Consider the following 21,401-nt stretch of genomic DNA (forward strand, 5'->3'; position numbering starts at 1 on the left):
TCTATTAAAAGACTATAACCACTCCACTCATACGTACGAAAACTTCAAGAATCGACTTGTTATAGATCATGGGCTGGTAGGAAAAAGTGTCTTACCTCGGTCTTCATCATTCTACTATTAACGGTATTTGATATCTGAGTATCCTGACCTTTTTCCCTATTTTCACTTCGCCTTCGACTATAGCTAGAAGCCCTCCCTTTACTCCCTCAAACCTAACCATCGCTATTTTCTGAGGTGGGTCTACCTTATTACCCTTATCATCCCTGTAAATCACCGTATAGGTGTCTATGTACGGTGCAGACCCGACCTCAACGAACTCAGTCTTACAGAAGCACTCCTCGCAATAAAGACGCGGAGGGACGTATGTCATACCACACCTTGGGCACTTACTCCCAATTATCTTGCCAGCCTGAATTCCCTTTACGAATTCCTCTCCCGCTATCCCTACCGTATAGAGGTATTCCTCAGCACCCATCTTATCTATTAAAGACAAGGGCTTATTCCCGTCACCCTTAAACCAGCTCATCCCTCGACCACCTTAAAACACTCTATATCGTTTATACTGCCTTCTCTCTTTTCCCTCCACACAGCTTTCACCTTTTTTCCGATTAACCGATCCACGTCCACTTTACCACATATTCTGTGAAAGAGACCCGGGAATATCCAGTCCTTCTCTCTCCCTCCTAACCTTATCACGGCGATTACCTCCGGCTCTTCCAACTTGTCCCTAGTCCAAGAAATATAGCTCGCACTAGCTGTTTCTATTACACCCTCATCTCTCACTTCGACCCACTCGTCTGTAGGTCTGAAACAGTCGTCACAGTACATTCTTGGCGGTACGTAAACCCTTCCGCAACGGTAGCACTTCCTACCTATAATCTTCCCTTCTTTCAGACCGTTGAGAAACTTCGTATAAGCTATCCCTGCTGAGAAGGAATAGTAGGCTTCAAGCTTATACCTTATAGTCACAGCTTCTTCGCTCTTCTTTATCGGAGTTACCACAGCCCTCACCTCCTCATGATCACTACAGCTGACATCTGCATGAGGTCGCCCCAGTTCTGAGCCAGACCGGTATATACGGGTTTCTTCACCTGCATCCTCCCAGCAATACCCTTTAACTGCCAGTAAATACTTATGACCTTTAGAAGACCGGAAGCCCCTATTGGGTTACCGCAACCCATGAGTCCTCCCGAGGGGCTACTGGGTATATCACCGTCAAGATCGAACACTCCCTCCTTAAGGAGTTTGGGGGCTTCTCCTCTCTTTGCGATCTTCAAACCCTCGATGTGGTGGAGCTCTTTGTAATCGAACGGGTCATGGGGCTCTATCACGTCGATCTCCTTATCAGGCCTTTCTATCTTAGCCATTTTGTATGCCATCATAGCCGATTCTTCCACATATCTGGCATAGGCTAGTTCTCTGTTACTCCACTGAGGATTGTCCATGTTCCATCCTACACCTACGATCCATACCGGGGTGTCCGTAAACTGTCTAGCAACATCCCCGTTAACTACCACTATAGCCCCCGCACCGTCGCTCACCGGGCTTACGTCCAACCTGTTGACGGGCCACACTAAGACTTCGCTGTTCAAGACGTCATCGACCGTGATGTTAGCTGCTGCCTGAGCGTAGGGGTTATTCAAAGCGTTTCTCTTATTCTTTACTGATACAAGTGCTATTTCCTCTTTGGACACGTTATATGTCTTCATATATCTATACATTTCCATTGCGAAGATCCAGATGAGGTTAGGGTTTAGGGGCTTTTCTGTTATCGGATCCCATATGTAACGGAAAACAGACTGGGGATGAGGTAAAGCGTGGCTCATCTTTTCCTCACCGATCACTAAAACCTTATCACAAAGCCCGCTAGCCACGTGATACCATGCTGAGATGGTAGCCATGCCTCCAGTAGCTCCACCAGCATAAACTCTGCTTACAGTCTTTCTAACTCCTCCCGAGTGGGCTATATGTTCTCCCCTCATGTGAACCCCGTCGTAAGCATCAAGAGCTGCACTAGTTATAACGCAGTCGATATCCTTTAGTTCGAGCCCAGCCTCATCGAGGGCTTTTCTAGCAGCTTCCCAAGCCATTTCCTGAGGAGTCTCCTTAAGTCTCCTCCTGAAGAGTGTTAATCCCGCCCCTACTATAGCTACTTTCCTCAACATCATCACCTCTCCAGTACTGCTACCCCTCCCGTAAAGCTCGGGACTCCTCTCCACGAAGCTACAACTGCTTTATCGAACTCACCTCTCCTCATAAATTCCACAGCGTCCAGTAGAAGTGCCAGACCACTGGCGTCCAACGGTCTTCCTTCTGACAGATGCCCTCCGAGAGGGTTTACCGGTGTTTTTCCGTCCGCATAGAGTTCTCCTTCCCTTAACTTTTTCACGGGGTCTTGAACCTTTAATGCCTCTAAGTGTTGTAACTCTTTGTAGCTGTAAGTGTCATCGACAAAAAAAGCTACGTTTTCCAGCCTATGCAGTCTCGCGATTTTGAACGCTTTGTCAGCAGCCAACCTGAGGTATGTAGACCTTCCGAGATCGGATAACTCCATAGTTGAATCGTAACCTACTCCTACACCGGTTATCCATATGGGATCGTCTGTGTATTTTCTAGCGACTTCCTCGTTAGCTAATACGATTACTACGGCTGCATCTGTAAATGGAGATATGTCGAGGCTTGTCAGGGGGTAAACTACGTACGGCTGCTCGACTACCTCTTCTATGCTTAAAGATGATGAATATGACCCTCTCGGGTTTTTCAACCCGTTTCTTTTGTTCTTTACAACTACTTCAGCTAGGTCTTCTTTGGTCGCTTTAGTCCTTTCCATGAACTTCACAGCGTCTAGTCCCGCCAAGAAATGGAAGTTCCTTGCACCTATTCTACCGTACAACGGGTCGTAGGCGAACTCCATTATCTTTTCCATTGTTATAATATCGCTGGGTTTTGCGTGTGACTCCACTACAGTTACCTTAGATATACCTGATTCAATGTGCATAACAGCGTGCATTATCGCCTGAACCGAGTCCCCAGGTACTGTCATTACGGGCCTAAGAGTACCTCCGATAGGGTCTGGAGCGAACTCACCAGAAATGCTTATCCCTTCCCAGAAGTCCTCCTGGCACGACACAAATGTGTCCACGTCTCTTCTTGGGTTTACATGAGCGTCTTCATAAGCCCTTAAAGCCGCCTCAAATACCATCTCCCTGAAGGAGAGCTCGGGAGTCGATGGAGTGAAGCCGTACCAACCTACTCCTATTATACCGACTCTCATATTTTCTCAGATGTTATCAATATTATTAAATCTTTCTTTTTATTCCTGTTTTTCCAATTTTATTGACTAAATAAAATTAACTGAATAGTAGAAAGAGATTCAGAGATATAACAAGAATTTTCAGTTACCGTAAAGTAAGGTAATGGTTTTAACTTCACATTACGATATTCAGTAGTGTTAGGGCTACTGGTAAGTCACGGCTCTCCTACTATCCTAATAGAGGACTTGCCTTGGAAGAAAGAACTGAGGGAATTAGGAGAGAAAATAAGGAGAGAATATGAGCCTGATCTGGTCGTAGTCTTGTCTCCCCACTTTATGAACTGGGGTGAAGACAACTTAATAGAAGCCGGAGAGAAGCTTAAATGTATTCAGGACTATTACGGGTTCCCTGAGGAACTTTACCGCTACTGCTATGAAATGCCTAATGATGTTGAGGTGGTGGAGAAGCTTTCAACTTTTCTCAGAAAGGACTACAAGTGGGGACTTGATCACGGCGGCTGGATCCCGTTATATTATATGTTCCCGGAGGGAGGTATTAAGGGTGTAACTATATCCATTAGCAACCGTTCACCTGAAGAACACTATCGTTTAGGTGTTAAGATAGGGGTCGGACTTTCATTGAGGTTTCATAAATTTGTATTCATCCTCTCGTCCTCATGCCCCTTATTTCCCTCCCCATGCCGTCTACGGGAGTTAAACCACTCCCTTCAAGGACATGGGGAGTTTCATTGGGCACCTTCCTCCCCCTCACATTGCTCATCGAGTTCATAGTGGCACCCTCCGATTAATTTTTGTAAGTAAAGCTTATAAGCTTTACTTTAAATAATCAATTATGGTTCAAGTTACATTCCATTCAAAAATATTCTCAATGGGTCATGATAAATACGGAGACCCAAAATACGCAATATACGTTCCTAAGGGAGTCCATGAGAAGATTAAGGGCTTGTTAGAAAAAGAGGTGATAGTAATTGTCATCCTACCAGATGATGAGGAATAGGATTATCTGTTCTATGGAAGCTCTCGAAAACTTCCAATTCGTTACAGTGAATGGTAAGGTAATTTTTGAAGATAAGGATAGGGTCGTTAGGATTGCTAGGGCTTACTCACAAGTAGTTAAGAGTGCTATTAGGCCATTGTTTGATGGGAAAAGTGTAGACGAGTTAACCAAGGAGTTTTACGACGTTTTGCCGAACTATATTTACCTAGAAACTGCTTTAAAGCAAGCTAAGACAATTACTGACGGTTTGTTGGATAGAGAGAAGGATAAGATTTTGCACGCTAAGATTAAGAGGTTCTGGTTTGGTAGTAGGGGTAACAAAAGTGATAAGGGCAACAGAAATGTGAAGTTCCACGTTTTAGAAGACCACGTTGAAGTTAGAGTTAAAGACCCATGGGGTAAGTGGGTTCACGGGAAGGCATATTTTGGCAAGGAGTATTTACCATTACTCCATGAGTTGGAGGAATTAGCAGAAAGGAAGGAGGAGGGTTATGGTGCTGTAGTAAGTTTCAAGGATTACCCTATGATTCACCTCCAAATCCCACTCTGGCTTTATCTGAAGCACTTTTCTTCACCAAAACCTGTGGGTTACGGTTTGGTTGCCGGTTTTGATTTGAACAGTGATAGGCTGAACGTTGTTGTGGTTAATGAGGAGGGTAAAGTTGTTACTAAAAAGACTTTTTGGCATTCAGATGTTGTTAGACCGGGTTTTCCTAAAGGGAAAGCTAGGGTTTTACGTTTGAATGCTCTTTCACAAGCTCTTAATTTCCTATCACGGATTGGTGTTGATTACGTTGCTTTTGAGGACTTGTTTCTAGTGAAGAGGAGGAGGTTCACTAGGAGTAAGAGCGGTAATAGGAAGGTTTCGCGTTTTGCTAAGAGGCAAATGTTAATTCACGGTGTTATTAGAGCGCTTAGGTTAGGTTTCAACGTTGTGTTAGTTAGTCCTAAGGGTACTACGAATTCTGAGGATCACGACAAGGTGATGAGGGAGAAGGGATTTGATAAGCACACAGCCTCAGCTTACTTAATAGCCTTAAAAGGATTAGGAATGTTAAATAATATCAAATGACATAAAATTCACGATTTATCTGAAACTATTGTCAACGGCGAAGTACTAAGACAAACTGGTAGAAAACCATTAGTCATAGCTACAAGTTCGCCAACCCATAGGCTAGACTTATATTCCCTCAAGGTCGGCAGGGACACATTCTTCTTATTCGACCATATACTTCAGGACTTAATCGAAGAGGGTAGGTTTGAGGAAATAGTCAAAATACAACAACTTTTTCCGAAGGAGTTTAAGAACTCTTCACCGGAGGGTGACCTGAAGCCACTGTACGTTATGTTAGGTATAGTAAGACCTACTTTGGGTAAGGTGATTTATTACGACGTACCGTGGCCCGGAGTTAGCACGATGCTAGCGTCTTTTCAGTAAGTAGATTAAAGAAATGTATAGCTTGGCGAGAAAAAGCGTAGAATTAGTTTTAAATCTTCTTGTTCAGGAACGCGTTCAGGAATTCCTTTTCGACCTCATCAAATTTTACTTGGTTGTTACCGTGTATGTACTCCCAGACCTTGACTGCTGTGCTCAGAACTACACCTTGTCCGAAGTGGTTAACGTACCCGTTGAAGTGTTCGCACGAACCTACGAAGACACCGCTCGTATCACCTTCGTAGATCACCCCTTTTGAAGTCAAGGCGAACTGGGATACGTCATAATGATTCTTAATCGCGAAGAGGAAACTCAACGCGTCCGCTATGTACCTATCGCCGATCGAAGTCCTCATACAGTGTACGAACCCGCCGAAATCGAAACCCTGAACTGATAACATGTTATATATATTCTTGTCGGATGATACTATATTAGAACTCAGGTCGTTATTCCCCTATATACACAGTAATCCAAAAGGGAGAAAACGTTAAACCACACCTTACGCTTCTTGCCTAAACATTTTTAAAGTTTCAATGTTTTCCTTGACAAACTGTTATAATCATACTAGTTAAGAACTCTGATGTGCTTTCATAGTGTGGAATCATGTCCTTCTTTTTGTGTATAACTTTTTAAATAAGGCCGTTGTTCTCACGAGTATGAAATTCCTCCGTGAGTCCACCGGTTTCGTTAAGGAGTTCAATACTTTTGACGCTTTTGCCCTTAATTTCTCCTTTCTGGGTCCTGCAGCAGGCGTAGCCTATCCACTCTTCATAGCGGCCTTCTTACCCGAAGCCAGTTGGACATTAGCTGTGATCATAGGCTCATTATTGATGGTACCGGTCGTCATTAATTACTACCTCTTAACAGTGTTGATCCCCAGAAGTGGAGGGGACTACATATTCGTGTCTAGGGCTATGGGACCGTTCATCGGTAGTGTTCTAGGTATGTCACTTATCATGGCTTTTACTATGGGTTTCCCAGTATTGGCCTTACTAGAGGTCGTTATGGTAATTACCCCTGGTCTACAGTCAATAGGGTACGTACTAGGTGTTAGAGGTCTGATCAGCCTTGGGGAGGGAATAACTTCTTCTCCTTCAGAGCTTTTCGCAGTTACTACATTAGTCATCTTCGCTGTTTTTTCCCTCTCGTTATCAGAAAGACTATACGTTAGGGCATTCCGTTATCTCACTTTGCTTCAAATAGCCGGTACGGTTTTTATGGTAGTAGGTCTGTTCACAGTTAACGACCAACCGGTCTTCACTTCACCGTACGTAAACTTACAAACGTTGTCTCTTTCCTCAATATTCGTTCTTTCCATGTTTGCCTTTACTAACGCTCCAGCGTTCTTTGCAGGTGAGATAAAGAGAATTAAAAAGAGTTTCATATCGGGTTATCTTATCTCATACGCTGTAGCGACGTTGTTCGCGTTATTATTAGTGATAGGGATCGAGAGAGGATTCGGTAAGCAAAACTATATTAATTACGTACTTAATGGGTGGAGTCTACCAATGTCCACTTCGTCCATTCTCTCCTTTGCCGTATATGCGTTTTTGAACGTCCCGTATATTGTGGTATTCTTAGTGATCTCAGCCCTAAGTTGGTACGTGCTATACGCGATGATAAATGTGGGAGCATCATCAAGGATACTTTTTTCAATGGCCTTCGACAGGTTGCTTCCCTCATTCTTTGCCGAGGTCAGGAGAGGTATACCTATATACTCGCTTATATTCACTCTAACCCTTTCAATGCTTTTCAACTTCTTGGAGGTATATCTGGGTTACTCCGTTAGCTTTGCAGTCGACGGCCTTTGGTTCGTAATTTGGAACTACTTAATCGTGGCAATAGCTTCGATAAAATACGGAAAATCCGACAGGAAAATTCTTATTACGTCTCTTCTATCGGTTTTCACGTTGTCTCTCGTAGTAGTACTAACAGTGCTTTACGGATTACTGAATAGCTCCTTCGGAAGCGTAATATTCCAAGGTAATACAGCCTTTGACTTAGCTACGATAATACTACCACCCATGACCGGGACAGTGACTTACTTAATATCCAAAGAGATCAGGAAAAAACAGGGTATTGAACTGTCGGAGATATACAAAGAAATCCCTCCAGAGTGATCATTTTATCAAACGCTCTGCGTTGTCCTTCAGTATCTTCTTTTTTATCTCACCGTCGATAGGTATAGCGTCAAACTCCTTCAACCACCTCTTCGGGCTGATAAGGGGGAAGTCAGAACCGAAAATGAGCTTGTCAGCTAGCCTTTTGGCGTTATCCCACAAAACTCTAGGAATGTACTTTGGTGCCCAACCGGATAAGTCTAAATAGACGTTGGGTTTGTGTAGTGAAACAGCAATGGCCTCTTCCGTCCACGGCCAGCCGAAGTGGGCTAAAACCATTTTCAAGTCCGGATACATCACCGCAATCTCATCGAAATGTATTGGCCTACCGTAATCGAGCCTTATGTTCGATCTTACGCCAGCCCCTATGCCTGAAGTGCCCGTATGAAATACAGCGATTATGTTGTGTCTTTCGACAACCGAGTATAGCTTCATAGCCCTCTCGTCTAAGGGATGAAAGCCTTGTAACTGAGGGTGGAATTTAACACCTTGGGGTTCTACTTCCTTTATCGCCTTTTCGAGTTCCTCTACCGCATTTGGCTTCAGGGGGTCTACTGAGATGAACTTTATCACTCGTGCATCTCTAATCCCTGCGACTAATTCATTTGGAATCCTTCTTCCCATGAAAGTGGTAGAGTCTATAGGCAATATAACGACTCTTTCAATGCCTAATGTTTCAACTTCGTCTAAAATAACCTTTAGGTCTTTTATCTCGACCTTAGCGTTGAAATATCTTAGTGCGGGTTCAGCATACTCACCGAGATATCTGAGGAACTCCTTTACTGGGGCGTGAAAGTGGAAATCTATTGCCCCAATGCTTTTCTCAACTCCTCTATTATTGAGGGGTCATCTAACGTAGATACATCACCTATTTCTTCTCCCCTGACTAGAGCCCTCAGCAGTCTCCTCATTATCTTACCGCTCTTAGTCTTCGGTAGACGCCTAACAAATACTACTCTATCAACAATATAACCGCTGTTCCTTAAGTACTCCTTGATCATGTTTTCCAGTTCTTGGCTCTCGGACACACCCTTCTTAGGTACTGCTACTACTAATATCCCTTCGCCTCCGTCTTTCTTGTAACCAACTGCTGCAGCCTCAGCTATTGCCGGGTGTGTGACTACCACACTCTCTACCTCCATAGTCCCTATTCTTTCCCCTGCTGTTATTACGTCATCTGCCCTACCTAACACGTACAAGTAACCGTCTTTGTCCACATATCCGTAATCACCGGTGTAGAAATAACCTTGAAACCTAGACCAATAAGTCTTAACTACTCTTTCACCGTTATGATCTTTATGCATCTTTGCCAAGGCCGGGCTACACGGTTTCAACACGATATAGCCCTTACTCTGAGGGGGTAGAGGTTTACCCTCATCGTCTACTACTACGTATTCTGACCCTGGGAACTTAGTCCCCGCGGAACCAGGCTTATAGGGAATCTCGGCTATTCCGAAAGGAGTAGCCGCGACTGGGTAGAGGTGTTCCGTCATCCAATACGCATCTGCTATATACACATTAGGAATGTGTTCTCTCAACCACATCCACGCCCCAACATTTAATGGTTCTCCAGTGTTGAGTATCATTCTTAAAGTAGATATGTCCCCTGATTTTACCGACTCCTCTCCTAAGCTCTTCAATGTATATAACGTCGTTGTTGACGACCAGACCAACGATACTCCGAATCTCTCGACAACTCTTGAGAATATGTCGGGTTTATAACCGATAAACCCTTCGAAAAGCACTCCTGTTAATCCCATGACCGGAATCACGTATACGTTTGCCATAGGCCATACTGGCCAACCAAGCTCTGAAATCGTCCACCACACGTCGTTCTGTTTTGGGTTAAAAATCGATTTGAACGCTGTGTTTAATGCCACCACGTAACCGCCGTTGGTGTGAGTGAGACCTTTTGGTCTGCCCGTTGTCCCTGATGTGTAATATATCGTAGCGACTTCGTTAGATTCTACGGCTACTGGCTCAACTTCCACCTTACCTCTGGGTTTAACCTCCTCGTATATTATGTCCATCTTGTTAACGTTAAAGTCATCATAGCCTCGCTTCACGACCAGAACCTTCTCTACCGGAGTCTTATACTCGTTAAGTAGTTTATCGACGAAGTCTTTTATCCTTATTTCGTTCCCGTTCCTGAAGCCCTTACTAGCTACTACCATTACTTTCGAGTCACAATCGTTAAGCCTATAGGATAGTGTCTCAGGACTTAACCCTACGTAATGTATGACTAGAGTAGCACCTAATCGGTGAACAGCTAAAGAGAAGTATAAAGCTTCTGGGATACTCGGCATTAAGAGCGAGACCGTGTCACCCTTTTTCACTCCCAACTCCTTTAATACGTAAGCTGCCCTGTTCACTTCACAGTATAGGTCTCTGTAAGATATTGCCTTACTCTCAAGCCTCTCGTTAACCCAATAGAACGCTACCTTCTCTCCCTTTTCTGGTAAATGTCTATCAACGGCGTTATAAGATATATTCAACAACCCGTTTACGTACCACTTTTCGAAAGGCGGATGACCTTCAATAATCTTATCAGGTCTCTTGAACCATGTTATCAGCTTCGCTTTTTCCGCCCAAAATTTCTCAGGGTCCTTTTTAGCTTCCTCCCATTCTTTGATCACTTTCTCCAGACCGTAAAACTTAGCGTCCATAAAATTATATTACATAAATTCTCATATATATTTTACTTTGCACATTTATTTATTAACGATTATTTCAAAAGATAACATATGAGCGAACTGATCTTGGACTCCATAAGGGAATTCGTGAAAAGGCATGTAGAGCCCTTGGCAGTAAAAATTGACAAAGAGGACTGGTACCCCAGAGAGTTAGTAAGAAAAATGGGGGAAATGGGGTTTTTAGCACCTATGAGCGAAGGGCTTAGCCTACTTGACACAGCGTTGATCTTAAAGGAAATTGCTAAGGTTAGCGGTTCCGTAGCTCTCATACAAGACGCTCAGGGCGAACTGGTAACAGAACCACTGAGAGTTTATGGGGGAGATAAATACACTGTGGAGATGCTTTCCAAAGGCGAGTTAATAGGGGGGTTTGCCCTCAGTGAACCTCAGGGAGGAAGTGATGTAGCTTCAATCAATACTAGGGCAGAGAAAGTTAACGGAAAGTGGATGATCAACGGGAAGAAGATGTGGACTACCCAAGGTCTTTATGCCGATGTATATCTCGTTGCAGCAAAGACCGGAGAAAATGGCCTTAAGTCTATAACTACTTTTCTAGTACGAAAAGGAGATTGTGTAAAGGTGAATAAGATAGAAGTGATGGGAAATAGAGGCACTGGTACGGCTGAAGTTGAGTTCAACAACTGTGAAGCTGACAATATCGTAGGTGAAGTTAACAAGGGCTGGGAGGTAGTCAAGTACGCCCTTCTAGTGGGAAGGGTTGCGATCTCAGCCATAGCTCTGGGTTTAGCTGAAGGAGCTTTAGAGGAAGCTCTCGAGTGGGCAAAGAGTAGGGAACTGTTTGGAACCAAACTCGTGGAAAAGCAAGGTATACAGTGGTATTTAGCAGAAAGTGTAGCTCAGATAACTTCCCTCAATACGTTGTTAAAGTCTGTAGCCAAGACTGAGGACGTTTTCAAGGACGAAGGAAAAATTGCGGTGTTGAAGTATTTGTCAACAAGAATTGCGACTGACATTGTGGATAAAGCTGTACAAATCATGGGTGGAATGGGTTATGCTAAAGGGACTAAAAGCGAGAGGGCTTACAGAGATGTAAGATTAGGAAGAATAGGGGAGGGAACCGATGAAGTGCAGTTAGGGATAATCTTTAAGATGATTAATAAAGAGGGACTCCGGTACTTTACAGAATAGGAAGTTAAGAGGATATGATAATCCCTACTCTTTCAAATGGTTCTCTAAGCCACATGTCTACTACCCACCTAATATGACCTTCTGAACCAATGGCGAGAACTAATGGAAGGGAACCCTTGCCCTTTCTGGATTTATGTATTTAGATTGGGTTATAGTAACTTATGGAGTTCCTTATGTTGTGAGTGTATCTTAAAAATATTGTTAAAAAATTAGCTGGAAGGATTGTATGATTGTTGTGGGAAGTCAAAAGGAATGGCTGAACCTGCAGGGGTGCTAGCTCCATATGGAATTATTATTTTAGTAGGTAGTACTAATACATATCCTCCAGCGGCACCTCTAATGTAGTCTTGATATATCCATGTTTGATATGCTACCGTTCCTGTTGTGTTTGTCCAATCATATACTGGTGAGTTCCCTGGTAGTCCTGCTGCATATGTTCCTGGTGTATTCATTGCTGTTATAAAGTTGGGTACCCAATTATCATATGTATAGAATCCTGCAATGTCTGCTGGATTTATACTATTAGCCTCTATTACATAATATGTTTGTCCATTTATTGTTACTTGTTCAATTGGTACTGACCTTTAATTACATAGAAATCCTGTAAAGGTACATATTGTTGATTATTTACTGGATCAGTTTGTCCAACAAATTGATTATTCAATTGAACTATTTGATCATGATTTTGAATTATTGTACCTGCATATTGACCATCCCATACTACATCTTGCATTGTAGTTCCATTACTTAGTATTAAATCACCCTCAGGATCTGTATGTCCATTATAATTTATTGTTTGGTCATATGGTACAAATGCTTCATAACCGCTGGGTGAACCCACGTACTGCAAAGGCAACCGGTGCAGTGTTGGTAGTAGTAAAACCAAGGCGATGGCGACAACCACAACGACCACAACGCCGATGACCACGTACTTCAACGCACCCATAACACCACCAAAACAAACAAACAAACCCTTTAAGCATTACGGCCCAAACCAAGCAACTGCTGAGAGGGATTACCTGCAGGATTTAACCACGCCAAGCGTCTCTCGGCACCCTAATCATGGTCACTGGTAGGTGCTCAACCTCACATCGGTTAACCCAGCCCTAACTGCAACCGCACTGGTAAGGTAATAACTGCATTAGGATAGATGCATTATCGCTCATCATCTACGCATCAATTCACCACCCTGACTACAACCTCAATTATACAAGCCATGCAAACTAGACAATGAGAACAGACCAGAACTCCGAGACCGACTCCCCAAGGCTAAACATGGTAGAAGAAGAGCTTTGCGATGGCAAGCCTAAACGACTCACTCTTCAAGTCGCAACACTCCTTATAGACCTCAAGGAACAACCTCGCAGGCAGCTTCTTGGTAAAGGTCACAGCACCATAGAGTGTGAGTGCTTTGGCTAGTTCCTTATTATCATTAATCAATGCGTGGAACATTAGGGCTAACAGAGCCGTTGAAGAACCAGGGGCCATTAGTTGGGCTAGGGACTTACCATCAAGCCCATACACCAACTTCTCAAATTTCCTAATCAACGCATTGGTATCAAAACCAAGCTCCCTAAGCCAACCCGACGTCTCGTTCTTTAAAATCAGTTCGTTAAAGTTGTAAGTTAGTTTCCATCTTAACCCCCAAACGGCATCGCTGTCGTTCATGACAGCCAAGAAGGCGCCTTCACAGTCCCTTCTTATCATTGAATCTTCAATTGAAATGCACTCCTCATACCCCTCCTCAGGACTTTTCATCTTGAAGGCAACCATTAACGCAGGCAGGTAGTTACCAAACATTCTATATCCAAAGGCATCGATCAACTCCTCAGGGTTGACGCTAAGCTTACCCTTAAGCTCACTACTTAACCTACCCCTTGGACTGAGTAGGGCGTTGAGCATAAGTCTGGTCAGGACCGAGGCTTTCCTATCGGCGTTTAGCACCCACAAATGCTCCTCAAGTAGCTCGTTGATCATTTCGTAGTTACCCGTTAGGGCCAGGGACATGAGGTACTCACCAAGTACATCCGATGCATGACTGAGGTACCTGCCCGTGAACTCGAAATGCTCCTTAAAGGTCTCCTCGTACAACCGCCTAAACTCATTAACCAACTTTTCGCCAACCAACGAGCCCTTGATCGCCTCAACACGCAATACCCAACTACATGTAGTTAGGTAGTTTTTATAATCACCGATTTCCCCATGCTCCTTAGCTGCCTCGTTAAATAGGTCCCTCGCCTCATCAAGCTCATTATTCTCAAGCCTATAAAACGCCAATGCATACTTGAGAAGCGATGCTGCATCAAGGATTACTATCTTAACTGCCTCCACATCAGCCTTTAAGGACGAGGATTCGATGTAGCTCATGAATTCCTCATCTCTCATTAACTCCTGAACCCTCTCTCTCATATCGGTTAGTTCCTTAAGGACCTCACTAGCCTTACCAACCACATTAATGCCTAGTTTCTCCTCCATAAGCCTCCTCACAGTCTCATATATTAACGCTGGGGCTAACGCATACGCCCAAGCAATGACGTCTAGCTTGGACTTGAACCTACCCAACTCATTGAGCAAATCAACAACCCTACCAACCATATCCCCAACTTCCTTACTATTGAAATGACTACTAATGTATTGCCTAAGCAAGGCGGCGTAGGCATCTATTGCATTTACGAGGGACCAAGCATACCCCTTAACCACATCACCGTAATTGTCTAAAATCTCATTCAGCTTATCAAATATGTACCTAACTGTGATAGGGTCGAGGTTCTCCATATCCGATACCGAAGCTAGTAGTTTGAGGTACCTATGTGGTGCCTTATCACGTAACGGTTCTAAGGCACCTAGCACTGGCTTAATGAGGATTGGCAATGCAACGCTTTTTATGGCGAATGGCGCTATGCGCAATGCTACATCGGCATCGCTGGGCTTGACGACCTTGCCTAACCTGGCAGCGTTGGCGATTATTGAGGCTAGCCCAAGACCATAAAGTCCCTCAGCACCACTTATGACCCTACCCCTGGCGATATTAAGGATCCTATTCAACTCGGCAACAGCCTCATTGTACTTATCGATGAATGCCTCAGTCGAGACACGTGTATAAATTAGGTACCGTATTAATGGTGGGATTACGTCACCAACGAGTAGGTAATCATCAACGCCGCATCTGTTTAAGGCATTACCAAGGGACTTAGCAACGTTCCCTCTTAAGCTCTCAGGAAAGCCCTCGGGCCTAGGCACTATAGGAATCCCAGTTAAGACATACCCGATTATTAATGCGGACCTTTTCCAGCAGTTCGTGAGTGGTTTTAAGGCAATCATCAATCTCGTAGAGAGAAGTACTGATAAGTTCATTCCTAGGAGCTCATCCTCATTCTCTATTAATCGTTCTAATTTCTTTACCGAATTCTTCATAAATTCCTCCGCTGATGATCCTCCAATTTCCCTGCCCTCCCCTAACGCCTCCTCATAGCCCCAATCCAAAGCCTTAATGAAATCCTCAAATCCATGGTCGATGTAGTGCTTCCTCGCCTCCTCACCACCCAACCCAATTAACTCCCTAAGTGTCTCCTCGATCAAGTCCTCATGCAATGTTGAGAGCCACTTGGCTATCGGCTCTAGGTCAGCCTCCCTCAAGTCCTCCAACTTCGACTTAGCTAGCCTATCCCTATCAATGAGTTTCCAAACCCCACCCTCATTCACGGCCTTCGTTATGTACGTGAACCCCTCGGGTATTGGTCCGAAGGCTGCGTGGAGGATTAGTGGTACAGAAACCTTCTTAGCCAAGTCCATGCTCTTCCCGAGTATTGTGCTCCATATGTAGTTTGCAAAGAATAACTTGGGCTCACCAGCACTCTCCCTCAACGCCTTATCGACATCCTCAACCTTGCAATCCTTCTCACGAAGCCAGATGCCAACGTGCTTGGCAACAAGGGTGTAGGAGTCAAAGCCCATGACCCCCTTAACCAGGTCATCACTCACGTTATCACACCCCGAGTACTTCCTGATGACCTCCCTGAGGAACTCCTCATTCATAAGGTCCACTTCGATTATGTAACTTCTAATCTCATTCAGAATATTCCTTAACTCCTCACTCTTCGAAACCTCATCATAAAGCTCCCTCGGGAGGATAATGACCACCCACGCATTCCTAACCTCCATTAGTTCCTTCAGCGTGTTCTTGACGCTCTCGATGCCATGCTTCACCACTTGCATGACCTCGGGCTTGTAATAGGCCATAACGGGTGTTGGGTCGTAAATCACTACGAACCTCCTACCAACGGTCTTAATTAGGTTGTTTAGCCCTACTGCATCTCCAGGGTTTAACGAGTCAACACGTATCACGGCGTTCATCGGCTTATCAAGAACCACGCTACCTAAACTACCGAGGAGTGATCTCCAAGCCACGTACGTGGCCAGCGTTGACTTACCGATTCCCCTAGGACCAATAAGCACAACCCTACCGTCCTTAACCAACTTACTGAAGACATCCTCAGCAACCTTACGGAACTCACCGACATCGACAAGGTCGGTCACTAGATCATCTTTGTCCGTGCCTACCCAAGTTTTAATCTTCGGGACCCCACCCTCAACAATGAAGTTACCGTAGAGTAAGCCGTTCTCGACATCGTATATGTAGAAGACCTTTGCACCAACCAACAAGCCCTCCACCTTGGTCTTTACCTCGTTCAACTCCTTCTCAATGCTCTCCAGTTCATCGTTGATTATTTTCTTTATGTCTTCTTCGGTTAATTGTTTTCTTTCGGCGATGTTGGCTATGTTTGTTATGGTGTCTTTGAACTCCTCAATGCCCAACCCCCACTCGTAGGCAACCTCATCAACAACAGCCTCGAACTGCTCATTACCTAGGTAATTCCTAACTTCCCTAGCCACACCCACAAGCCTAACGAAGCCCCCAATCACCTCATCCCTATCCTTCCTCCACCTACTCACCACCATCTCAACGAACCTGCCCACCAACGAACCAGCTAGGCTAACAGCAACACCAACCCCAAGTAGGAATGACAAACCAGTGATTACTGCTTGGGTACCAACATCCATAGGTGCCTTTTTCAGGAAGTCCTTGATTAAATCCCCAAAACTAACCTTACCAAGGCTTAGTTTGCGGATTGACTCAACATCCTTGCTGGGTAAGTCCTCCCTCAACATGCTTGGTGAAATTCCCTTACCAAGCCCCTCATGCCTAACCCGAGCAAGCTTAAGGGCATCCCCACTAAGCACCTCCTTGGCAGCATCCTCGTAGTACTTGGGTAGGTAGATCACCTCGGCGTTGCTCAGCTTATCCCTCAACCTAATGGCATCCGTGGTGCTTCTAGCAACAACGGCGACACGCCCATTGACACTGCCTAATCTACCAACGAGTTCATCAATGCCGCCGAACTCATTAACCCTACCCCTAACGTCATCACCAACCTTGCTTCCAAACTCACGGTAGGCGTAGACCACATCAACCAAACCACGCCTAAGCAACGCGGTGACCAAAAGACCCCTAGAACAACCAGGTGATGCCAGGATGAAAATGCCGGAACGCTTAGCTAAACGCCTCTCCAATTTAATAACAACATCATTAACCAACTTATCCAAATCATTTTGAGCACTCATACTATACTAAGTAACGCCATGTTTCTTATAAATTTCACTCAGCATTTTACTTCTTAATGCCTGACTTGGTGCGGTTAGGCGTTTTGCGGTGCTATTCATTAGGATGGGTCTTGTTAGGAGCGAAGGCGGTGATTATGTGCCGAGTGTGTTGAGTACTTTGAAGGGTTGTTGGGCGACGGTAGGGGTGGTGTTTTTGGTTTGTGTTAATGTGCCTTATGCGTGATTTGCTCAATGACTAGTCGATAACCACCGACATGGACATTAAATGTGCAGAGATGATTTTAAAGCACGTACTCGACAAACGCGAAGGTGTAGCAGAAGCAAACGCACTCTACGAAGAAATAGCCGAGAGGATAAGCTCGGAAGGAGTGAAGAGGGCGAGGGAGGTGTGGGAGGTAGTAATGAATGGTGTTTTGATTATTTAAGGAATCTGGAATATCTTCGCCATTGTTTTCTTCCTCCTCCTCATTATCTAACCCTGCCTCTTCATCACTTCCTCCGTTTGCTCTCAAGGACAAGCTTAATAGTCTCCTTTTATCTTGATCAATGTTCTCATCGAAAACAGCGAAGGTAGTACTAACCCCACTGGTCTCGAGCTCCACGAGCCATTCACACGCGGATGAGCCGGAGAGCGTTGCGAACACACTACACGGCATTACCAAGCTAGTTCTGTATATTAGTTGCTCGCTACTGGAGCCCTAGGCAAGAGAAACTTAGAAAATGGTACTTGAGGTTTGCACCGAGGATTTGTTGTCGAATTATTGTGGTTTTAAGTAAGCATCATATGAAGGATTAAATTATTTTGCTTTTATGCCACCAGATCAACAAAAGAATAAAAATTATTATCAAGATGAGTATTTTGGTTGTATAATTGGTTCAAGGCGGAAAATAATAATATGAATATAATCTTCTTATTGATGAATGGAAACATTTTCAATTACACACTTGCCTTACAACAATATGGCTTTAATGGATATAGTGCAAATGCAATACCACCAAACCCACCAGCATCTACATATAATGATAAAACATTACACTTGTTTTGCAAGAAGCAAGGGTTTTAAGATTACGTAGGGTATAGTAGTATATGCAAGAACTGCCAAAACCTTGGTTTGATCTATTAGGTTACAAGAAGACTAGGATTGAGGAGGCTTATTATGAATCTAAGATTGCTGAAGAATTTATTAATGAAGGACTTTTACGTAATGCCGCTGGTAAGGCATTTCAAGCCTGGAAGGCTTTACTGGGAGCGATGTTAGTTGATAAAAGGGATGAACTGTTAAAAAAGTATCCGGGAAAGAAGAGGTTAAGAGGAAAAAAGGTTGTGGAATTCGCTGATTGGTTAATTGCTATAGTTCCTTCTTCTTATTTGGAGGAACTTTCATTATTGCTTGGTAAAGACGTTAACTTAATAACTAAACTAGCCTTAGCTGTGCATGAGTACCAATACAATGGGGCCGATAAAGACGCAATACTAAGCCCTTTCAGAACCGATGAGATTGCAAAGATTAACATATTGAACTTATTAGAAGAAGTAAGGGCTAGGTTACAAAAAGTTAGCTAATTAGTTAGAGCTTTAGCCTGTGTATATTCATTGATTTAGCAATGGTCATTATCAACTGGATAGCTATCCTTAGAGGAAGATATCGTGATATCCACCCTTTTAACACTCTTGTAAATAATATAATAAATTATTAGTGAGAAAACTGAGTGTGGTGATAGTGTCGTCGTTAAGCTACAAATTCTGGGATCAACCTTCTCTCCCACAAGACTAGGGCTATGGAGTACATCATGCTACGAATGCTCCTATTTACTGCCTTCGTTGCTCTCTTGAATCTAATTAGCCTATCCCTCAATGAGGAATGAAAGGACTCGTTCGGGTTAACTGGCGAGACAACCGTGTGGTCTTTCAACCGGAAGTACAAGTTATAATCATCGCTCACCCATCTACCCTCTTCAGGCAAATACTTTTTGACCTCAAGGAAAGTCCTCTCATCCCTACCCAAAATGAGGTAAACTCCCAGCTTCGTGTACACGTAACAAGTGAAAACCCACTTGTAAAAAGCCCTAGCATTCTTGTACAAGTAAGTCCACATCTCATCAACAACCTTAGCAACAACCTTACCCTTAACCAGCTCCTCAGCCCTACCCCACAACTCAACCAACTTCTCATACTTCTGCCCACCATAACGCTTAACCCAAGTGAAAACAGTACCAAGAGGTACGTTAAGCACCCTAGAAATAGCCCTCATACTCATACCATTAGCATACATTCTCAAAGCCTCCTCCCTCAACTTCCTAGAATGGTAAGTAGCATCACCCAAGAAGTACTTACCACAATCCCTACACAAATACTTCTGCCTACCCAAAGGCCTACCACACTTAACAACATGATGACTACCACAAGAGGGACAAGAAACGTCTTGCCAAAATACAGGCTTCCTACCCATAAGTAATACTCGTTATACAAAATGTAAATACCTTAACGACGACACTATCAGATAATTTTCCAATTTTGCTCATATTGGATAACGTCATAATCTTTCAAAACATTTTAAAACTCCTAGAAGAAAAGATATAAAATATGAATATAAGTGAGGTAGATGTAGAGGGTTTCAGAGGGCTTAAAGTTAACGTTAAACTCAAGAGGATTAATATTGTCCTCGGAGAGAACGGTAGTGGTAAGACTTCTTTTCTTGAGTCAATTTACTTGTCTACTCTTTTTCAATCTGACATGAATGATAACGATATAAACACTTCTCTCCTTTACATGCTGAGCAGTAGAGGAGACCTCCTTTCCGCTTTTTCCACATTATCCGATTCTAAAGTTAAACTGGATGACGTGACAACACAATTAAAGAGAAATAACCCTTATAGTCTAGATGTTGAAATAAACGGTGAAAGAGTAGCTGAAATTACAGTGAAATCAATTTCATTACTAGAGATTCAGCCCGTGTCAATGCTTCTTCCGATCGCGAGGATTGAAAAAAGGGTAAGGACAAGGTATTCCCCCCTTTACATTTCTACGTTATTTGAGAGTTCAGGTAACCCGGAAAAGATTTACAGTATTGCGAGGAGGAAGAGTAAAGATAAGGTGAGGACTGACCTCGAGATACTACAAGATGAGTACGGTCAATACAAGCTATATTACGGTACACTACCAGTATACGTCATGGGCAGAGGGCTCTTAAAGAGGGAATTAATAAAACTAGCCCTAATGTCATCTGACATCCTCTTAATCGATGAAATTGAAGATTCCCTTCATCCCGATCTTGTAATGGAAATATTGAATGATATAAAGCAGAAAGAGGGAGTTCAAGTAATTTTCACTACTCACGTAAATGAAGTTGTAAAAATGGCGGAAAAAGTACTTAACGATTCTGAGGCTCAAGTAATTTATCTATCAAAAGCAGGATATAAAACGTACAAGCTTTCAGAAATTTCTGAATTTGAGAAACCCCTTAGTTGGTTAGGATACGTGTGAAACCTATGGCTATAAGTTGTGATAGAATATTTGTAGAAGGTACTACTGAAAAGATCATTCTTAGTAAGCTAGGTTTTAATGAAGGTAATGTAGAAGTAAGATTTGGAAAGGAAGAGGTGATTAAGGAATTTAAAAAGTACTTGTCTTCCTCTATGCCTACCCTGAAAAAGGGAAATGTATGTTTTGTAATAGATGGAGACGAGGAAGGATATGAAGGTGTTTCTGGTAGACTTAAGAAGGATATAGAAGCACTAGATTATTCTCCACCGTATATAAAAATGTGTAAGGATAACTTATGTTATGTTTTAGTAGTCATAGGCGATAAAAATAATGATTTTAAAGGTTGTATTGAAACAATATTGTTGGAAAAACTAAAGACAGACGACAAAATTAATGATCTAATACACAGAGTATTAGAGTATGAACAACAGAATGTAAGTCATCTTTCAATGTGCGATAGGGACAAAATACGTTTTTATTTATCGATATTTTTACTTTCTGGAGAACCTACAATGCTTTATCTATCTAAAAGGTTTACAGAAGAGTTATTTAGAATAGTCGGAGAGGATGTCCTAAGAAATATTATCGCCTATTTCATAGAAATCAAATAGAATTACCAAAAAGCTT

The 21,401-nt window shown here is 43.2% G+C and carries 22 protein-coding genes; 10 read left to right on the forward strand and 12 right to left on the reverse strand.

Going from position 1 to position 21,401, the window contains the following annotated elements; genetic code table 11:
- Window positions 1-106: 106 nt before the first annotated feature.
- The 4 genes from WIW72_RS04695 to WIW72_RS04710 are packed head-to-tail and all read right to left on the reverse strand — an operon-like array spanning window position 107 to window position 3,274.
- A complete protein-coding gene (locus WIW72_RS04695; RefSeq protein WP_337701782.1) occupies window positions 107-526 on the reverse strand; it encodes a Zn-ribbon domain-containing OB-fold protein in 420 nt (139 codons plus the stop codon).
- Entirely contained in the window at window positions 523-1,002 is a 480-nt protein-coding gene (locus tag WIW72_RS04700) for a Zn-ribbon domain-containing OB-fold protein (RefSeq protein ID WP_337721240.1), read from the reverse strand. Before WIW72_RS04700 ends, WIW72_RS04695 begins: the two co-directional genes overlap by 4 nt.
- A 5-nt stretch (window positions 1,003-1,007) precedes the next feature.
- Window positions 1,008-2,168 (reverse strand): thiolase domain-containing protein, encoded by a 1,161-nt coding sequence (locus WIW72_RS04705; protein ID WP_337721255.1) that lies wholly within the window; start codon window positions 2,166-2,168, stop codon window positions 1,008-1,010.
- On the reverse strand, window positions 2,168-3,274 hold the full coding sequence (locus tag WIW72_RS04710; RefSeq protein WP_337721241.1) for a thiolase domain-containing protein: 1,107 nt from the start codon (window positions 3,272-3,274) through the stop codon (window positions 2,168-2,170). The genes WIW72_RS04705 and WIW72_RS04710 overlap by 1 nt, the downstream gene beginning before the upstream one ends.
- A gap of 174 nt (window positions 3,275-3,448) precedes the next feature.
- On the opposite strand from WIW72_RS04710, the gene WIW72_RS04715 reads away from it, so the two are divergent.
- From WIW72_RS04715 to WIW72_RS04725, 3 genes are all read left to right on the forward strand, one after another.
- Window positions 3,449-4,045 carry a DODA-type extradiol aromatic ring-opening family dioxygenase gene (locus WIW72_RS04715; RefSeq protein ID WP_337721242.1) on the forward strand — a complete coding sequence of 199 codons (597 nt, stop codon included), beginning with the start codon at window positions 3,449-3,451 and terminating at the stop codon, window positions 4,043-4,045.
- A 61-nt stretch (window positions 4,046-4,106) separates the two neighbouring features.
- On the forward strand, window positions 4,107-4,271 hold the full coding sequence (locus WIW72_RS04720) for a hypothetical protein (protein ID WP_187146850.1): 165 nt from the start codon (window positions 4,107-4,109) through the stop codon (window positions 4,269-4,271).
- The gene (locus WIW72_RS04725; RefSeq protein ID WP_337721256.1) at window positions 4,258-5,343 is read left to right on the forward strand and encodes a hypothetical protein; all 1,086 of its coding nucleotides are present in this window, start codon (window positions 4,258-4,260) and stop codon (window positions 5,341-5,343) included. The genes WIW72_RS04720 and WIW72_RS04725 overlap by 14 nt, the downstream gene beginning before the upstream one ends.
- A gap of 415 nt (window positions 5,344-5,758) precedes the next feature.
- On the opposite strand, the gene WIW72_RS04735 is transcribed toward WIW72_RS04725, so the two are convergent.
- The gene (locus WIW72_RS04735; RefSeq protein WP_337701791.1) at window positions 5,759-6,106 is read right to left on the reverse strand and encodes a hypothetical protein; all 348 of its coding nucleotides are present in this window, start codon (window positions 6,104-6,106) and stop codon (window positions 5,759-5,761) included.
- Between the two features lie 256 nt (window positions 6,107-6,362).
- Here WIW72_RS04735 and WIW72_RS04740 point away from each other — a divergent pair, with 256 nt between their 5' ends.
- Window positions 6,363-7,826 carry a hypothetical protein gene (locus WIW72_RS04740; RefSeq protein WP_337701792.1) on the forward strand — a complete coding sequence of 488 codons (1,464 nt, stop codon included), beginning with the start codon at window positions 6,363-6,365 and terminating at the stop codon, window positions 7,824-7,826.
- Here the strand turns inward: WIW72_RS04740 and WIW72_RS04745 are convergent, their stop codons facing one another.
- Together WIW72_RS04745 and WIW72_RS04750 are read right to left on the reverse strand one after the other, a co-directional pair.
- Window positions 7,827-8,633 (reverse strand): amidohydrolase family protein, encoded by an 807-nt coding sequence (locus WIW72_RS04745; RefSeq protein WP_337701855.1) that lies wholly within the window; start codon window positions 8,631-8,633, stop codon window positions 7,827-7,829. It abuts the gene before it with no gap.
- Window positions 8,630-10,492, reverse strand: coding sequence for an AMP-binding protein (locus tag WIW72_RS04750; RefSeq protein ID WP_337701794.1), 1,863 nt, complete (start codon window positions 10,490-10,492; stop codon window positions 8,630-8,632). The genes WIW72_RS04745 and WIW72_RS04750 overlap by 4 nt, the downstream gene beginning before the upstream one ends.
- Window positions 10,493-10,570: 78 nt before the next feature.
- Between WIW72_RS04750 and WIW72_RS04755 the strand changes: the two genes are divergently transcribed.
- Window positions 10,571-11,668, forward strand: coding sequence for an acyl-CoA dehydrogenase family protein (locus WIW72_RS04755; RefSeq protein WP_337721243.1), 1,098 nt, complete (start codon window positions 10,571-10,573; stop codon window positions 11,666-11,668).
- Between the two features lie 209 nt (window positions 11,669-11,877).
- Here the strand turns inward: WIW72_RS04755 and WIW72_RS04760 are convergent, their stop codons facing one another.
- The 3 genes from WIW72_RS04760 to WIW72_RS04770 all read right to left on the reverse strand — a co-directional run bounded on the left by WIW72_RS04760 (window position 11,878) and on the right by WIW72_RS04770 (window position 17,290).
- Window positions 11,878-12,120: a hypothetical protein gene (locus tag WIW72_RS04760; RefSeq protein ID WP_337721244.1), complete on the reverse strand. Its 243-nt coding sequence runs from the start codon at window positions 12,118-12,120 to the stop codon at window positions 11,878-11,880.
- A 107-nt stretch (window positions 12,121-12,227) separates the two neighbouring features.
- Complete coding sequence (locus WIW72_RS04765; protein ID WP_337721245.1) at window positions 12,228-12,518, reverse strand: hypothetical protein; 291 nt, start codon at window positions 12,516-12,518, stop codon at window positions 12,228-12,230.
- A gap of 419 nt (window positions 12,519-12,937) precedes the next feature.
- Entirely contained in the window at window positions 12,938-17,290 is a 4,353-nt protein-coding gene (locus WIW72_RS04770) for a hypothetical protein (protein WP_337721246.1), read from the reverse strand.
- Window positions 17,291-17,378: 88 nt separating this feature from the next.
- On the opposite strand from WIW72_RS04770, the gene WIW72_RS04775 reads away from it, so the two are divergent.
- Entirely contained in the window at window positions 17,379-17,513 is a 135-nt protein-coding gene (locus tag WIW72_RS04775; protein WP_337721247.1) for a hypothetical protein, read from the forward strand.
- 58 nt (window positions 17,514-17,571) lie between these two features.
- Here WIW72_RS04775 and WIW72_RS04780 read toward each other — a convergent pair whose 3' ends face one another.
- Window positions 17,572-17,946 (reverse strand): hypothetical protein, encoded by a 375-nt coding sequence (locus WIW72_RS04780; protein WP_337721248.1) that lies wholly within the window; start codon window positions 17,944-17,946, stop codon window positions 17,572-17,574.
- 261 nt (window positions 17,947-18,207) lie between these two features.
- On the opposite strand from WIW72_RS04780, the gene WIW72_RS04785 reads away from it, so the two are divergent.
- Both WIW72_RS04785 and WIW72_RS04790 read left to right on the forward strand, forming a co-directional pair.
- On the forward strand, window positions 18,208-18,354 hold the full coding sequence (locus WIW72_RS04785; protein ID WP_337721249.1) for a hypothetical protein: 147 nt from the start codon (window positions 18,208-18,210) through the stop codon (window positions 18,352-18,354).
- 23 nt (window positions 18,355-18,377) lie between these two features.
- On the forward strand, window positions 18,378-18,854 hold the full coding sequence (locus WIW72_RS04790) for a PaREP1 family protein (protein WP_337721250.1): 477 nt from the start codon (window positions 18,378-18,380) through the stop codon (window positions 18,852-18,854).
- Window positions 18,855-19,020: 166 nt separating this feature from the next.
- On the opposite strand, the gene WIW72_RS04795 is transcribed toward WIW72_RS04790, so the two are convergent.
- Window positions 19,021-19,740 (reverse strand): IS1/IS1595 family N-terminal zinc-binding domain-containing protein, encoded by a 720-nt coding sequence (locus WIW72_RS04795; protein ID WP_337721251.1) that lies wholly within the window; start codon window positions 19,738-19,740, stop codon window positions 19,021-19,023.
- A 134-nt stretch (window positions 19,741-19,874) separates the two neighbouring features.
- Between WIW72_RS04795 and WIW72_RS04800 the strand changes: the two genes are divergently transcribed.
- Window positions 19,875-20,774, forward strand: coding sequence for an AAA family ATPase (locus WIW72_RS04800; protein ID WP_337701808.1), 900 nt, complete (start codon window positions 19,875-19,877; stop codon window positions 20,772-20,774).
- Window positions 20,775-20,779: 5 nt separating this feature from the next.
- Window positions 20,780-21,385 carry a hypothetical protein gene (locus WIW72_RS04805; protein ID WP_337701810.1) on the forward strand — a complete coding sequence of 202 codons (606 nt, stop codon included), beginning with the start codon at window positions 20,780-20,782 and terminating at the stop codon, window positions 21,383-21,385.
- Window positions 21,386-21,401 lie beyond the last annotated feature (16 nt).

Origin of the sequence: Stygiolobus sp. CP859M, from assembly GCF_037389975.1 — an archaeon.
In the GTDB taxonomy this organism is placed as follows: domain Archaea; phylum Thermoproteota; class Thermoprotei_A; order Sulfolobales; family Sulfolobaceae; genus Stygiolobus.